Annotated in this window: 12 protein-coding genes and 1 other RNA gene; 4 read left to right on the top strand and 9 right to left on the bottom strand. The window is 64.1% G+C overall.

What is annotated here, in order from left to right; genetic code table 11:
* Window positions 1-12: 12 nt before the first annotated feature.
* Window positions 13-1,359: an MATE family efflux transporter gene (locus ACH6CV_RS06590; RefSeq protein ID WP_456357383.1), complete on the top strand. Its 1,347-nt coding sequence runs from the start codon at window positions 13-15 to the stop codon at window positions 1,357-1,359.
* 70 nt (window positions 1,360-1,429) lie between these two features.
* Here the strand turns inward: ACH6CV_RS06590 and ACH6CV_RS06585 are convergent, their stop codons facing one another.
* From ACH6CV_RS06585 to ACH6CV_RS06560, 6 genes are all read right to left on the bottom strand, one after another.
* Window positions 1,430-1,684, bottom strand: a complete 255-nt coding sequence (locus ACH6CV_RS06585; RefSeq protein WP_456357382.1) for a hypothetical protein — start codon at window positions 1,682-1,684, stop codon at window positions 1,430-1,432.
* Window positions 1,674-2,657, bottom strand: coding sequence for an ABC transporter ATP-binding protein (locus ACH6CV_RS06580; RefSeq protein WP_456357381.1), 984 nt, complete (start codon window positions 2,655-2,657; stop codon window positions 1,674-1,676). The genes ACH6CV_RS06585 and ACH6CV_RS06580 overlap by 11 nt, the downstream gene beginning before the upstream one ends.
* A complete protein-coding gene (locus tag ACH6CV_RS06575; protein WP_456357380.1) occupies window positions 2,654-3,646 on the bottom strand; it encodes an ABC transporter ATP-binding protein in 993 nt (330 codons plus the stop codon). The genes ACH6CV_RS06580 and ACH6CV_RS06575 overlap by 4 nt, the downstream gene beginning before the upstream one ends.
* An 11-nt stretch (window positions 3,647-3,657) precedes the next feature.
* Window positions 3,658-4,593: an oligopeptide ABC transporter permease gene (opp4C, locus tag ACH6CV_RS06570; RefSeq protein WP_456357379.1), complete on the bottom strand. Its 936-nt coding sequence runs from the start codon at window positions 4,591-4,593 to the stop codon at window positions 3,658-3,660.
* Between the two features lie 16 nt (window positions 4,594-4,609).
* Complete coding sequence (locus ACH6CV_RS06565) at window positions 4,610-5,575, bottom strand: ABC transporter permease (protein WP_456357378.1); 966 nt, start codon at window positions 5,573-5,575, stop codon at window positions 4,610-4,612.
* Between the two features lie 110 nt (window positions 5,576-5,685).
* Window positions 5,686-7,338 carry an ABC transporter substrate-binding protein gene (locus tag ACH6CV_RS06560; protein ID WP_456357377.1) on the bottom strand — a complete coding sequence of 551 codons (1,653 nt, stop codon included), beginning with the start codon at window positions 7,336-7,338 and terminating at the stop codon, window positions 5,686-5,688.
* A 175-nt stretch (window positions 7,339-7,513) separates the two neighbouring features.
* On the opposite strand from ACH6CV_RS06560, the gene ACH6CV_RS06555 reads away from it, so the two are divergent.
* Complete coding sequence (locus ACH6CV_RS06555) at window positions 7,514-9,223, top strand: alanine/glycine:cation symporter family protein (RefSeq protein ID WP_456357376.1); 1,710 nt, start codon at window positions 7,514-7,516, stop codon at window positions 9,221-9,223.
* 63 nt (window positions 9,224-9,286) lie between these two features.
* Here ACH6CV_RS06555 and ffs read toward each other — a convergent pair.
* Window positions 9,287-9,386, bottom strand: an RNA gene (ffs, locus tag ACH6CV_RS06550) — signal recognition particle sRNA small type.
* A gap of 59 nt (window positions 9,387-9,445) precedes the next feature.
* Window positions 9,446-9,640, bottom strand: a complete 195-nt coding sequence (locus ACH6CV_RS06545) for a hypothetical protein (protein ID WP_456357375.1) — start codon at window positions 9,638-9,640, stop codon at window positions 9,446-9,448.
* An 82-nt stretch (window positions 9,641-9,722) separates the two neighbouring features.
* On the opposite strand from ACH6CV_RS06545, the gene ACH6CV_RS06540 reads away from it, so the two are divergent.
* Together ACH6CV_RS06540 and ACH6CV_RS06535 are read left to right on the top strand one after the other, a co-directional pair.
* Window positions 9,723-10,295, top strand: coding sequence for a glycerol-3-phosphate responsive antiterminator (locus ACH6CV_RS06540; RefSeq protein WP_456357374.1), 573 nt, complete (start codon window positions 9,723-9,725; stop codon window positions 10,293-10,295).
* A gap of 5 nt (window positions 10,296-10,300) precedes the next feature.
* Window positions 10,301-11,113, top strand: coding sequence for a metallophosphoesterase (locus ACH6CV_RS06535; RefSeq protein ID WP_456357373.1), 813 nt, complete (start codon window positions 10,301-10,303; stop codon window positions 11,111-11,113).
* Window positions 11,114-11,643: 530 nt separating this feature from the next.
* Here the strand turns inward: ACH6CV_RS06535 and ACH6CV_RS06530 are convergent.
* Window positions 11,644-12,852 (bottom strand): LCP family protein, encoded by a 1,209-nt coding sequence (locus tag ACH6CV_RS06530; protein ID WP_456357372.1) that lies wholly within the window; start codon window positions 12,850-12,852, stop codon window positions 11,644-11,646.
* Window positions 12,853-12,927 lie beyond the last annotated feature (75 nt).

Here is a 12,927-nt window from a genome sequence, read left to right as displayed (position 1 = left end):
GGATGGATGAGCATGGACGCGAGGCATGAACGTTACGACTTGACACGGGGCAATATCTTCCGCAAGCTGGTACTGGTGGCGGTGCCGATCATGGGCACGCAGTTCATGCAGATGGCCTACAACCTGACCGATATGTTCTGGCTCGGGCGGATGGAAGCCTCGACGATGGCGGTGGCGGCCTCGGGCATGGGCGGCATGTTTCTGTGGCTGTCGCAGGCGTTCCTGCTCTTCGGACGGATGGGCGCGGAGATCGGGGTATCCCAGAACTTGGGGCGCGGCGACCGGCGCGCGGCGTTAAGCTACGCCGAGCACGCGGCGACGATCGCGCTGCTGCTGGGCGTGGCGTTCGGGCTCGCGCTGTCGCTGTTCGCCGGGCCGATGATCGGGCTTTTCAATATTCAGGAGGCCGACGTGCGGGCGAACGCAGCCGTCTATATGCGCATCACCGGCTTGGGCATCCCGCTCACCTTCCTGTCGGCGGCGATTACCGGCTCGTTCAACGGCGCGGGCCGGTCGCAGCTGAGCTTCTGGGCCAACGCGGTCGGACTTGCGGTCAACATGGCGCTCGACCCGCTGATGATCCTGACATTCGGCTGGGGCGTGGCCGGCGCGGCATGGGCGACGATCATCGCGCAGGGCGTGGTGTGCCTGGGCTTTGTCATCTTGTCGCAGCATAACAAAACGCGCGTGTTCGAGCACTTCCGTCTGTGGGTGTGCCTCAAGCGCGAGGTGGCCGGGCAGATCATGCGCTGGGGAGTGCCGATGGCGCTGGAAAGCGGCGCGTTCACGCTGCTGGCGATGGCGGTGACCGACCTGAACGCCACCTTCGGGCAGGAGGCGCTGGCCGTGCAGAAGATCGGCAGCCAGATCGAATCGCTGAGCTGGCTGATCGGCGGCGGATTCGGCTCGGCGGTGACGGCGTTCGTTGGGCAGAACTACGGCGCCCAGAAACCCGATCGCATCCGCGAGGGAGTGCGCATCAGCGCGCTGACCATGGTGGCATGGGGGCTGATCGTGACGGCGCTCCTATACTTCTTCGGCCGCGCGCTGTTCAGCTTGTTCTCGCCGGACGCGCAGGTGCTTACCCTGGGCGAGTCGTACTTGAAGCTGCTGGCGATCGCCCAACTGCCGATGTGCCTGGAGGCCGGCTACGCGGGCGCGTTCCGCGGCGTCGGCAAGACGCTGCCGCCCAGCCTTTCGAGCATCGTGAGCAATGTGCTGCGCGTGCCGCTGGTGTACGCGCTGGTCGACGCGGGGCTGGGCCTCTGGGGCATCTGGCTGGGCGTGGTAATCACGTCCACGCTGCGCAGTCTGGCGGTCACGGTCTGGTACGCGGCCGACGCGCGGCGCTTCAAATGATCGTTACAGGGATAGGCGGGATGGCGCGAGGGGCGAAATAAGAGAGTTGACCGGCCTTCCCCCGCAGCCACTACCCCATCCACAGTTTCATCAAATAACCCACCAGCGCCATCGCGGCGGCCAGGCCCAGCACCCAGGGCACCACCAGGCTCAGCGCGGCCAGAATCATCGCCAGCACGTCGTGCTTCTCCAGTTCGACGCCGGGCACCCTCTCCGGCTTCTCCGCCCGCCTGAACCAGTCAAACAGCGGAAAACGCGAATGCCGCTCCCGGATGCGCTCCTTCTCCCGCCTCAGGCGTTCCGCCCGCCCGTCCTTAGCCTTCATGCCCGTCCACCAGGTGGCAGGCTACGCAGTGCCCGCCGCCCACGTCGCGGAACTCCGGTTCCGCTTCTTCGCATAGCTTGGTCGCCCTCGGACAGCGCGTGTGGAACCTACAGCCGCTCGGCGGCTTTGCCGCCGACGGCATGTCGCCGGTCAGCAGCACCCGCTCGCGCCGGTGTTCGGGGTCCATCTCGGGCACCGCCGCCAGCAGCGCCTGCGTGTAGGGATGCAGCGGCCTTGCGAACAGCTCGTCCTTGTCGGCCAGCTCCACGATCTTGCCAAGGTACATCACCGCCACGTCATCGGAGATGTAGCGCACCACGCTCAAGTCGTGCGAGATGAACAGGTAGGTCAGCCCCATCTCCTGCTGTAAGTCTCGCAGCAGGTTGATGATTTGAGCCTGGATCGACACGTCGAGCGCCGACACCGCCTCGTCGCACACCACGAACTTCGGGCGCAGCGCGAGCGCGCGCGCGATGCAGATGCGCTGGCGCTGCCCGCCCGAGAACTCGTGCGGATAGCGCGCGATGTGGTAGTCGCTCAGGCCGCACTTGGCGATGATCTCGTGCACCTGTTCGGTCATCTCGCCCCGCGTCTTGGCGACGCCGTGCGCACGCAGTGCCTCGCCCACGATCTCGCCCACGGTCAGCCGCGGGTTCAGCGAGGAATACGGGTCCTGGAACACGATCTGCATGTTGCGCCGCATCGCGCGCAAGTCGCGTTTTCCCAGCGCATACACGTCCTTGCCGTCGATCGTCACGCTGCCGCCGGTCGCCTGCGTCAGCCGCAAGAGCGAGCGCCCCACCGTGGTCTTGCCGCAGCCCGATTCCCCGACCAGGCCCAGTACGCGGCCCTCTCCGATCGCAAAGCTTACGCCGTCGACGGCGCGCACCCGGCCCACCTCGCGCCGGACGAGGCCCGCGGTGATCGGGAAATGCTTGACGAGATTGTCTACCTTGACCAGCGCCCGCTTCATTGCGCTCCCCCCTTTGCCCCGGCCTCGCTGAGCCAGCAACGGGATTTCCGCCCGTCCGGCTGGACAAACAGCGGCGGCGCTTCCCGCTCGCACCTGTCCGTCTTGTGCGGGCAGCGCGGGTGGAACTGGCAGCCCGACGGGCGGTTGAGCAGGTTGGGCACGATGCCCGGGATCACGTACAGCCGCTCCTGCTCGCGCATGGCCTGGGGCTTGCTCATCAGGAGGCCCTGCGTGTAGGGGTGCAGCGGGTCCCGGAACAGGCGGGCGACCGGCGCTTCCTCCATCACGTGCCCGGCGTACATCACCAGCACCCGGTCGCTCATCTCGGCGATCACGCCCAGGTCGTGGGTAATGAACATGATCGCAGTCTTGTACTCGGCTTGCATCTGCTTCATCAGCGTAAGGATCTGCGCCTGGATCGTGACGTCGAGCGCGGTGGTCGGCTCGTCGGCGATCAGCAGTTTTGGCCGGCAGGCCAGCGCCATCGCAATCATCACGCGCTGGCGCATACCGCCCGACAGCGCGAACGGGTAGTCCCCCGCGATGCGCTCGGGGTTGGGGATGCCCACGCTGCGCAACTGTTCGACCGAGGCCGCGTGCGCCGCCTTCTTGTCCATGCCGCGGTGCAGCGTGAACACTTCGCCCAGCTGCCGCCCCACCGTGAACACCGGGTTCAAGCTGGTCATCGGCTCCTGGAAGATCATCGAGATCTCGTTTCCGCGCACCTTGCGGCGCTGCTCGGCATTCATCGCGATCAGGTCGCGGCCGTCAAACACCGCGCTGCCCGACTCGATCTTGCCCGGCGGCATCGGGATCAGCCCCAGCATCGACATGCTGGTGACGCTCTTACCGCAGCCGCTCTCGCCAACGATGCCCAGCGTCTCGTTTGCTTTCAATTCAAAACTCACGTTTTCGACCGCCGACACGCGTCCGGCCTCGGTGTAGAAGGAGACCGAAAGCGAATCGACCGCCAACAGGTTTTTGTTCATGCCTCCGCCTCCTATTCCTTGGATTTGGGATCCAGCGCGTCTCTGAGGCCGTCGCCCAGCAGATTGAAGCACATGACCGTCAGAAAGATCATGCCGCCCGCCGGCATCCACAGCCACAGGCGCTTCTTGATGTTGGAGACATCGCGCGCCGACTGGATCAGGCTACCCCAGGTGGGCGTGACCGGATCGACGCCGAGCCCCAGGAACGACAGCGCGGTCTCGGTCAGGATCACGCTCGCGATGCCGAGCGTGGCGTATACGATCACCGAGGACATGACATTGGGCAGGATGTGCTTGAAGATGCGGCTGCGGTCGGAAATGCCCAGCGCCTCACACGCCTCCATGTATTCCTGCTCGCGGATCGACAGCACCTGCCCGCGCACGATGCGCGCCATGCTGGGCCACGAAAGCCCGCCCAGCACCATGACCAGCAGGAATATCTTCCAGTTGTCCATGCCGATGGCGGCGACATACTGGGCAAGCGCCGGGAATTTCACCTTGTCGGGCGATCCGAACACGGCGATGATCGTGATCGCCACCATCATAAAGGGCAGCGACAAGAACAGCTCGCACAGCCGCATCAGGAAATTGTCGAGCCGCCCGCCGTAGAAGCCGGCGACCGCGCCCACCACCACGCCCAGCACCACCTCGACCAGCACCACGAGCAGCGCGATGACCAGCGAGATGCGCCCGCCGTAGAACAGCCGGACGAACACGTCGCGCCCGTTCTCATCGGTGCCCAGCCAATGCTCGGCGCTCGGGGCCTTGTACTTCTTGCCCATTTGGTTGTTGTTGAAGTGATAGGGCGAGGCCATCGGCACGATGATCGACGTGAGCACGATCGCGGTCAGGATCAAGAGCGATATGACCGCCATCTTGTTCTTGCGCAGCCGCCGGAAGATGACGCCCAGCTGGCTCTCTACCTTGTATTTCTTGAGTTGCACCATGTGCGCGCCTCCTTCCTCAATCGTACTTGATCCGCGGATCCACGACGCCGTACAGGATGTCCGAGAGCAGCATGCCCGCCATCAACAGGAACGTGTCCATCATGTTGATCGTCATCAGCAGCGGGTAATCGCGGTGGAAGATGGCGTCCACGCCCACCTTGCCGAGGCCCGGCCAGCCGAACACGCTCTCGGTCATCACCGCGCCCGACAGAAGGCCCGGCAGCTGGAATCCCAAGAGTGTGATGATCGGAATCATCGCGTTTCGAAGCGCGTGGCGGTAGATGACCACCTTTTCCCTGAGGCCCTTGGCGCGGGCGGTGCGGATGTAGTCCTGCCGGATCACGTCGAGCATGGCGCTGCGCGTGTAGCGCATGAAGCTGGCCGTCTGCCCGAGGCCCAGCACGATGCCGGGCAGAACCATGTGGTGCAATATGTTGACCGTTTTGACATGCCAGGGGGCGTTGCGCACCGCCTGATCCATCATGCCAAACATCGGAAACCATCCAAAATCAACCGATAGGAACTTGATCAGCAATATACCAAAGAAGAACGTGGGCATCGACAGGCCCACGAGCGAGAACACCGACAGCACGTTGTCGCCGGTGGAATACTGGCGGGTCGCCGAGACGATCCCCGCGGGGATGCCGATCGCAAGCGACAGCACGAGCGCGAACAGCGCAAGGATGAATGTGGGGAAAATAAAGCTGCCGATGACGTCGGCCACCGGCTTCTTGAAGTAGGTGGAATAGCCGAGGTTGCCCGAAAGCAGCTGGCTGACCCAGCTTGCAAACTGCTTCCACAGCGGCTGATCGAGGCCCATGGTGGCGCGCAGGTGTTCCTTCATCTCCGGCGTCATCTTGGGATCGATCATGCCGGTGACCGGATCGCCCGGCGCGCTGTGGATCAGCAGGAACACCGCGATCATGATCACGATGAACACCGGTATCATCTGCAAGACTCTCCGAATGAGGTAGTTACGCATGTATGTTCCCCCGCTCGTTCTGATGTTGCGAAGGGCTATGGCATCAAGGGGGCCAATCCCCCTCCGGGGAGGGGAATTGGCCGCCCTTGGCGCTACAGTTCCTTGGGGCGTTACGCGGCGATGTCTACATCGTAGATGCACTTCACCCAATTGTAGAAGGGGTTCATTTCCTCAAAGCCCGTCACATTGGCGGCCACGCCCCACAGCTGATCGCGCACGGCGTTGTACAGCATGGGCAGGTCGTCGTTGGACAAAAGCGCCCATTCGGCGTAGATCGCGGCGCGCTTCTCCATGTCGAATTCCTGGCGGCCGGCCTTGAACAGCTCCTCGGCCTTCTCGTTGTAGTAGCCGCCGGGATTGTACCCGCCGGGCGCGGAGGCGGCCTTGCCCACCAGGTCGCTCGAATCCGGATCAGAGCTCAGCTGCCAGCCCTGGGTCCACATGTCAAACTTGTCAAACGCGCGGTTGTCGTAGGCGTCGTCCATGATGCTGTTGAAGTCGCCGGTCATGACGGTCAGCCCGACGCCGATTTGCGGCCACTGCTCCACGAGCAGCGCGCTCAGGTTGCCCGGCCACGGCGCTTCGTTGTAGATGAACATGGTCAGCTCGAGCTTGACGCCGTCCTTCTCGCGGATGCCGTCGCCGTCGCCGTCCACCCAACCGGCCTCGTCCAGCAGCGCCTTGGCCTTTTCCTGGTCAAAGGGGTAGGAATCCAGCTGATCCGCGTGATCCTTGGGGTAGGCCCAGAACTCGGGGTTGTCATACACGAGCATCGTGCAAGGCTTGGCAAAGCCCTCATACTCGTTCTCGATGAAGCCGGCGCGATCGAAGCCGTGCATCAGCGCCTTGCGCACGCGCACGTCGGAAAGCTTCGGGCTCTGGTGGTTGAGCATTATGCAGTTGTAGCCCAGGCCGATGAACTGAATGACCTTGGCGCCGCCGTCGACGATGCCGTCATAGCTGTCCTGGTTGCTGGCCGGCGCTTCGATCAGGTCGCACTGGCCCGAGGTCAGCGCCATGATCTGGCTCTCCGGCGGCACGCACAGCACGGTCACGCCGTCGAGCTTGGGCTGCTTGCCCCACCAGTTGGGGTTGCGCACCAGGTTTGCCGCCTGGCCGGGATCGAACGAATCCAGGATGAACGGGCCCGCGCCCATGGGCGTGGCGTTCAGCGCCTTGAAATCTTCGTAGTTTTCCTTCTCGTAGTACTTCTTGCTCATGATGCCGTACTCGGAGAATTGCTCGATCTTCGCCACATAGGGCTCGGTCAGCGTGAACGAAATCGTGTGCTCATCGATGACCTTGATGCCCTCGAAAACGTCGGTCTCGCCCTTGTTGTAGGCCTCAAAGCCCAGGATGTCCGCCGCCTGGGGCGAGCGGGGGCCGTCGTACTTGGGGTCACCCATCATCTTCCAGGTGAACTCCACGTCCTCCGCCGTGATCGGGTCGCCGCTCGAGAACTTGAGATCCGGCTTGAGTTTGAAGGTGTAGGTCAGGTGGTCGTCGGACAGCTCGTAGCCTTCCGCGACGCAGTTCTCGTCGAAGATCACGTTGTTGCCGGGGTCGGAAGAAGCCAGCGCGACAAACATCAGCTTGCAGATGTAGTCGTCATACACGTCGTCGGACAGGATCGGGTTGAACGCGCCCTTGATCGAGCTGGTGGCGAACCTCAGCACCTTCTCGGGCGCCTCCGCCGCCGCAAACGGCGTAAGCGCCGTCGCCATCAGCAGCATGACCAGCAATAGGGAGCCCAGTTTCTTCATCGAAAAACCCCTCCTTAACGTTTTGGCGTAGGCGGAATAGCCATTTGCGCCTTCTTATAAATATACCCCATTCCCCTGTGAATTGCAATCACCCATCGGCGAAATAACCATGGATTTGCAGAATTTCCCGACCGTACTATAGAGGGTGGGCAATTGTATGAAGGAGGGCTTTGACATGTGGGAGGCGCCATCTCAGAAAATCGCGGAAATCAACGACCTGATCGGGGGCGTGGTGTGGGGCGCGCCGTTCCTGATCCTGATCGTCGGCACCGGCGTCTGGCTGACCGCGCGCACCGGCTGGTTCCAGGTTCGGCGCGCCCGCCACGTCGCGCGGCACACGCTGCTCGCGATCTTTCAGCGCGGCGACGCCACCCGATCAAAGGACGCGAAGTCCATCTCGCAGTTCCAGGCGCTGTCCACGGCGCTGGCGGCTACGATCGGCACCGGCAACATCGCGGGTGTGGCCACGGCGGTGGCGATCGGCGGGCCGGGCGCGGTGTTCTGGATGTGGGTGAGCGCCTTCTTCGGCATGATGACCAAGTTCGCCGAGGCGACGCTGGCCATCTACTATCGCAGGCGCAACGACCGCGGCGAGTGGTCGGGCGGCGCGATGTACTACCTGGACGAGGGGCTCAGGGGCAAGAAGTATATCGGCAAGGCGGGCCGGCCGCTCGCTCTGTTGTTCGCCGCGTTCTGCGCGCTGGCGGCGTTCGGCATCGGCAACATGACGCAAGTCAACTCGATCGCCTCCGCGATGCAGGCCTCGTTCGGCGTGCCGCCGCTCGCGACCGGCATCGCGCTGACCGTGCTGGTCGCGCTCGTGCTCGCGGGCGGCCTCAAGGCGATCGGCGGCGTAGCCGAGAAGCTGGTGCCGTTCATGGCGCTGTTCTACATCGTCGCGGCGACGATCGTCTTCTTCATGAACTTGCATCAAATCCCCTATGTGTTCTCCTCGATCTTCCGGGGCGCTTTTGAGACCCGTGCGCTCGCGGGCGGCGCAGGCGGCTGGGCGTGTGCGCGCGCGGTCACGCTGGGCATAAGGCGCGGCGTGTTTTCCAACGAGGCGGGCCTCGGTTCCTCGGCGATGGCGCACGCGGCGGCCGACGTGCGGGAACCCGTGCAGCAGGGCATGTGGGGCATCTTCGAGGTGTTCGTGGACACGATCGTGGTGTGTACGCTGACCGCGTTCATCCTGCTGTCGGCATCCGCCTACGCCCCGCCGCTTGGGGAAGCGCTCAAAAACATCACCACCCAGCCGCAGTACGTGCGCATCGGGGACGCGGACGCCCAGCCGCTGATCGACGCCCGCGACGCCCAAGTGCCGCTGGGCGACGATTTCATTTACACGCGCGTGCTGACGGTGCGAGGCGTCGCCGAGCTGGACGCGGCGGGCAAGCCGGTGCCGGACGAATATGGCAAGGCGGTGCTGAAGGCGGTGGAATTCAAGCAGGTGGAAGGGGTGCCGCTCGTCACCTATGCGTTCGCGCAGCACTTCGGCCCGGCGGCGGGCAAACTGCTGGCGGCCTGTGTGCTGCTGTTCGCATTCTCCACGGTGCTGGGCTGGTCGTTCTACGGCACAAAGGCCGCCGAATACCTGCTGGGCACGAGGGTTGCGCCGTGGTACAGGCTGCTGTTCGTCGGCTTTATCCTGATCGGCGCGACGATGAACCTGACGCTCGCGTGGAACATCTCGGACACGCTGAACGGCCTGATGGCGCTGCCCAACCTGATCGGCGTGCTGGCGCTGTCGGGCACCGTAACCAGGCTCACGCGCAATTACATAAAGCGCAGGATCGACGGCGACTCGACCCTGGAACCGATGCTGTCGGCCCACCCAGACATCCAGGCCGCGCAGCGCGAGGCGCTACAATCGGAAGAGAGCTGAACCCAAATCGCCGTGCGGCGGATGGCTGCGCGGCGATTCGTTCGCCAAAAAATCCACACGGGCTCGAGCCAGGAAAACCCGCGGCGCACGCCAAATTCCGCTTATTGCTGCTGCCTTCCGGCCCTGACAAGATTCACGGCATGACGCCGCACGGGATCTGAACTGTCATCGCCCGTGTGAACAAAGAGCAGTATAGCATACCTCGCGGCGCTTGGCAAGGCATTAGCCAAATCTCAATAGGAAAAAGCCGGCCGCGATCAGGATCAGCCCCACCATCGCCATCCACAGCCATCCGGGCAGCGCCAGAATCAGCAAAAGTAACCCGGCGACCATCAAAGCGACGCCCCAGCAGCCGGTCGGCCGCGAACCCCCTCCGCAAATGCGTCCACGCATCGCGCCCACCCCCTTCTCCAGCATATGCCCCCGCCTTTCGGCTTGACAGTCGGCGCGCGCGCAATTATACTTAATCGCAATGGAAACAACCGCGGGAGGCAACCACATGCAAGCATTTCTGAACGCGCTGTCCGACCATCCGGTAATCGCCTCGGCGCGCGACCTGTCTTCGGTGCGCCGCGCCGTTGCGACCGACGTGGCCGCGATCTTCCTGCTGGGCGGCTCGATCCTGACACTTTCGGAACTGGCCGAGTGCGCGCGCTCGGGGGGCAAGCGCGTGTTCGTGCACCTCGACCTGCTGGGCGGCCTGGGCCGCGACAACGCGGCGGTGGAGTGGTGCGCGCACGAGATCAAACCCGACGGCATGATCTCCACCCGCGCGCCGCTGCTCAAGCGCGCAAACGAGATGGGCATGATTACGATTCAGCGCCTGTTTGTGATGGACTCTTCCTCGCTGCACCACGGCATCAACCTGTTCAAGGCCTATGCGCCCGATATGCTCGAGGTATTGCCGGGGCTCGTGCCCAAGGCGATCTCCTCGCTCAAGGCCGAGCTCAATCGCCCCATCATCGCCGGCGGCATGATCACCGAGCCGGGCGAGGTTGCGCAGGCGCTCAAGGCGGGCGCGTCGGGCGTATCGAGCAGCGTCGAGGCGCTGTGGCGGCACGCGCAGGCATGAGTTTTATGCGCTTTCGGGACGCGCAGCCCGGCATTTGCCGCGTCTCATTGCGCGTGCCGGGCCTCTGCCCCGGCCTCGCCGGCAGGCGCCTCCTGTTCGTCACCGACATCCATCACGGGCGCTGGTTTTCGCGCGAGGCGGTTTCGCGGCTGCTCGCCCGGCTGGCCCCGCTCGGCGCGGACCTCGTGCTGTTGGGCGGCGACCTGGCCGACGACGAGCCGCACGAGCGCGCGGTCTTAGCGCAGCTCGCGCGATTGCGCGCGCCGCTCGGCGCATTCTGCGTACCCGGCAACAACGACTACGAAGCCTTCGGCGGCGATTACGCCCCGTTCCGCGCGATGCTCAAGGTGGCGAACATCACACTGCTCGTCAACGAACGGGCCGAACTGCCTGTTCCCGGCGGCCGGCTGGTCGTGTCGGGGTTGGACGATGCCAAGTACGGCAAGCCCGACGCTCGGGCGCTGGCGTTCGACAAGCGGCCCGGCGACTTCCATCTTTTGCTCGCCCATTCGCCCTGGGCGCTGTCTCAGGTGCCGGACAACCCGCCCGCGCTGGCGCTGTGCGGCCACACCCACGGCGGTCAATGGGCGATCGGGCGGCTTACGCCCTACTCGCTGGGCTACGAATGGCGGCAGCGGCGGCGCGGGCCGCTGCTTGTGACCGGCGAGCACCAAGTCGGGCACATGAAGGTCGTCGTATCCAACGGGATCGGGTTCAGCCTGCTGCCCATCCGCATGGGCGCGCCCGGTCAGGTGCACTTGGTCGAGTTGACAAATTTCCCCACGCCGCTTGACATGTCGCGGGGGCGGGCGCTATAATTTATATTGCGTGAACGAATCTTCCTGGGGTGTGCGTAACGCGACTGCTTTTACCCACATCTTCACAAAAGGATTCCGGGTCGGAAGCGGATGCCAGGCCCCAGGGTGTTTCCCTCCGGGGAAGGCAGCAAGCAACCGCAGGTTTCCGTCCTGCCTGAGCGGCGGGTGAAAAAGCGGAAGCGAGCGGCACTCCGGGGGCGTTCATGGCAGCCTTGGAACACCGGCCTTCGGGCGGGTCTTTCCGGGCATTTTTTGTTATCAACGGAAGGGTCCGTTGCATTAAGCTAAGACAACTCCTTCCTTGCCTCCCTCTGACGCGCGCATCCTTGGATGCGCGCGCGGTGGTCATGGGCCGGAGGGAGAGAAACCCGTTGGTCGCATAAGCGCGAATTCGCTTGACGGCCGGCAGGTTTCTCTCCCTCAGCCGGCTGCGGCTGACAGCTCCCTCGTCAGGGGGATGCAAGAAACGGGGGCCGCAGCGGCTTTTTGGCGCTGCGGCCCCCAATGCATTCGTCGATTATGCCCTGGCCTTACGGTATCCCCACGTACACGAACTGATACTGCCGTGCCTTGTTGGCCTCGAAGTCGCAGTCCCACAGCGCCGCGGTGCCGTTGCGGGTTTCGCTCAAGAACGTGCCCTTGTAGGGGATGCGCCCGCGAGTGTCCATCTTCGCGCCGTTCTTGATGACGCTGGTGGCGACGCCGACCGCGCTCATCATGTCGATGTTGGTCTCAAACTCGCCCCACATGCCGGTCGCGATCTGCATCAGCTGGATGGCGTTGGCGTCCTTTACCTTCTTGAGCACCGCGTCCAGCACCAAGCGCTGGCGCTCGGTGCGCTGGTAGTCGCCGCTGCCCACGTGGCGGATGCGCGCGTAGCCCAGCGCCTGGATGCCGGTCAGCAGCGTATCCTGGCCGTAGGTCTTGAGCTCCAGGTTCGCCTTGTTCTCGAGAAACCAGGTCTGATCCATACCCGCCGCCTTGGCCTGCTCGCCCAGACTCTTGTTGATCTCGGCCATCTCCTCGGCGGTGACGTTCATGCGGATACCGTCGAGCTTGTCGATGACCTTCTGGAAGCTCGAAAAGTTGACCATCGCGTAATCCTTGATGTTGGTGCCGAACAGCTGGTTAATCAGCCGCATCAGATACTTCGGCCCGCCGTAGCCGATGGCCGAGTTGATCTTTATGCTCTTGGTCTCGCCCTTCTTGTTGACGACGGGCACCACCAGATCGCGCATGATGCTGGTCAGCTTGACCTCGCCGGTCTTGGTGTTGACCGCCGCGATCAGGATGGTATCGGTGCGCGATACCTTCTTGATGTTGCGCGAGTCGTTGCCCAGCAGCAGGATATTGCGCCACTCGGCCGGCAACCCGGGCGTAATCGCCAAGTCGGCGACGTCGACCTGTTCGTCCTCGGGCGGCATCAGGTCGGGGTCGGTCTCGAGGATGTCGTCCACCGTCGCCGGGCCCGCGTTGCCCTGCGCCTGCTGCCCGGGCGCGCTCTGCCCGCCCGGGCTCTGCGCGCCGGCTGTGGCCGGGGCAACCGTCGGAGCCGTCGCGGCGGGCTGCTGGGCCACCGGCTGTTGGGCGACCGGGAACGCCTGGGGCGGCTGCGCGCCGCGGCTGCGATTGGCGATCAGCACGCCCACCATCACGGCCAGCACCACCATCACGGTCAGGAACGCGTAGAAGCGCCCGGTGACGCGCAACTTACGCCGGCGGTATCCTCGGTTGTTCACGTACATTGCCCCTTATTCAATCATTTGATGGGCAACATTATACCGCCAATGTGCGCGAAATGCAAGCAGGCAAGA

It is taken from the genome of Anaerozeibacter quisquiliarum (genome assembly GCF_051162045.1).
GTDB classification, from domain to species: domain Bacteria; phylum Bacillota; class Clostridia; order Christensenellales; family Aristaeellaceae; genus Anaerozeibacter; species Anaerozeibacter quisquiliarum.
The sequence above is the reverse complement of the archived record's forward strand: the minus strand, read 5'-3'. Positions and strand labels throughout refer to the sequence as shown.

Excerpts from the sequence above, each read along its gene's own strand:
- ACH6CV_RS06590 (WP_456357383.1), top strand. The coding sequence starts at position 13 with ATGGACGCGAGGCATGAACGTTACGACTTGACACGGGGCAATATCTTC.
- ACH6CV_RS06585 (WP_456357382.1), bottom strand. The coding sequence starts at position 1,684 with ATGAAGGCTAAGGACGGGCGGGCGGAACGCCTGAGGCGGGAGAAGGAG.
- ACH6CV_RS06580 (WP_456357381.1), bottom strand. The coding sequence starts at position 2,657 with ATGAAGCGGGCGCTGGTCAAGGTAGACAATCTCGTCAAGCATTTCCCG.
- ACH6CV_RS06575 (WP_456357380.1), bottom strand. The coding sequence starts at position 3,646 with ATGAACAAAAACCTGTTGGCGGTCGATTCGCTTTCGGTCTCCTTCTAC.
- opp4C (WP_456357379.1), bottom strand. The coding sequence starts at position 4,593 with ATGGTGCAACTCAAGAAATACAAGGTAGAGAGCCAGCTGGGCGTCATC.
- ACH6CV_RS06565 (WP_456357378.1), bottom strand. The coding sequence starts at position 5,575 with ATGCGTAACTACCTCATTCGGAGAGTCTTGCAGATGATACCGGTGTTC.
- ACH6CV_RS06560 (WP_456357377.1), bottom strand. The coding sequence starts at position 7,338 with ATGAAGAAACTGGGCTCCCTATTGCTGGTCATGCTGCTGATGGCGACG.
- ACH6CV_RS06555 (WP_456357376.1), top strand. The coding sequence starts at position 7,514 with ATGTGGGAGGCGCCATCTCAGAAAATCGCGGAAATCAACGACCTGATC.
- ACH6CV_RS06545 (WP_456357375.1), bottom strand. The coding sequence starts at position 9,640 with ATGCTGGAGAAGGGGGTGGGCGCGATGCGTGGACGCATTTGCGGAGGG.
- ACH6CV_RS06540 (WP_456357374.1), top strand. The coding sequence starts at position 9,723 with ATGCAAGCATTTCTGAACGCGCTGTCCGACCATCCGGTAATCGCCTCG.
- ACH6CV_RS06535 (WP_456357373.1), top strand. The coding sequence starts at position 10,301 with ATGCGCTTTCGGGACGCGCAGCCCGGCATTTGCCGCGTCTCATTGCGC.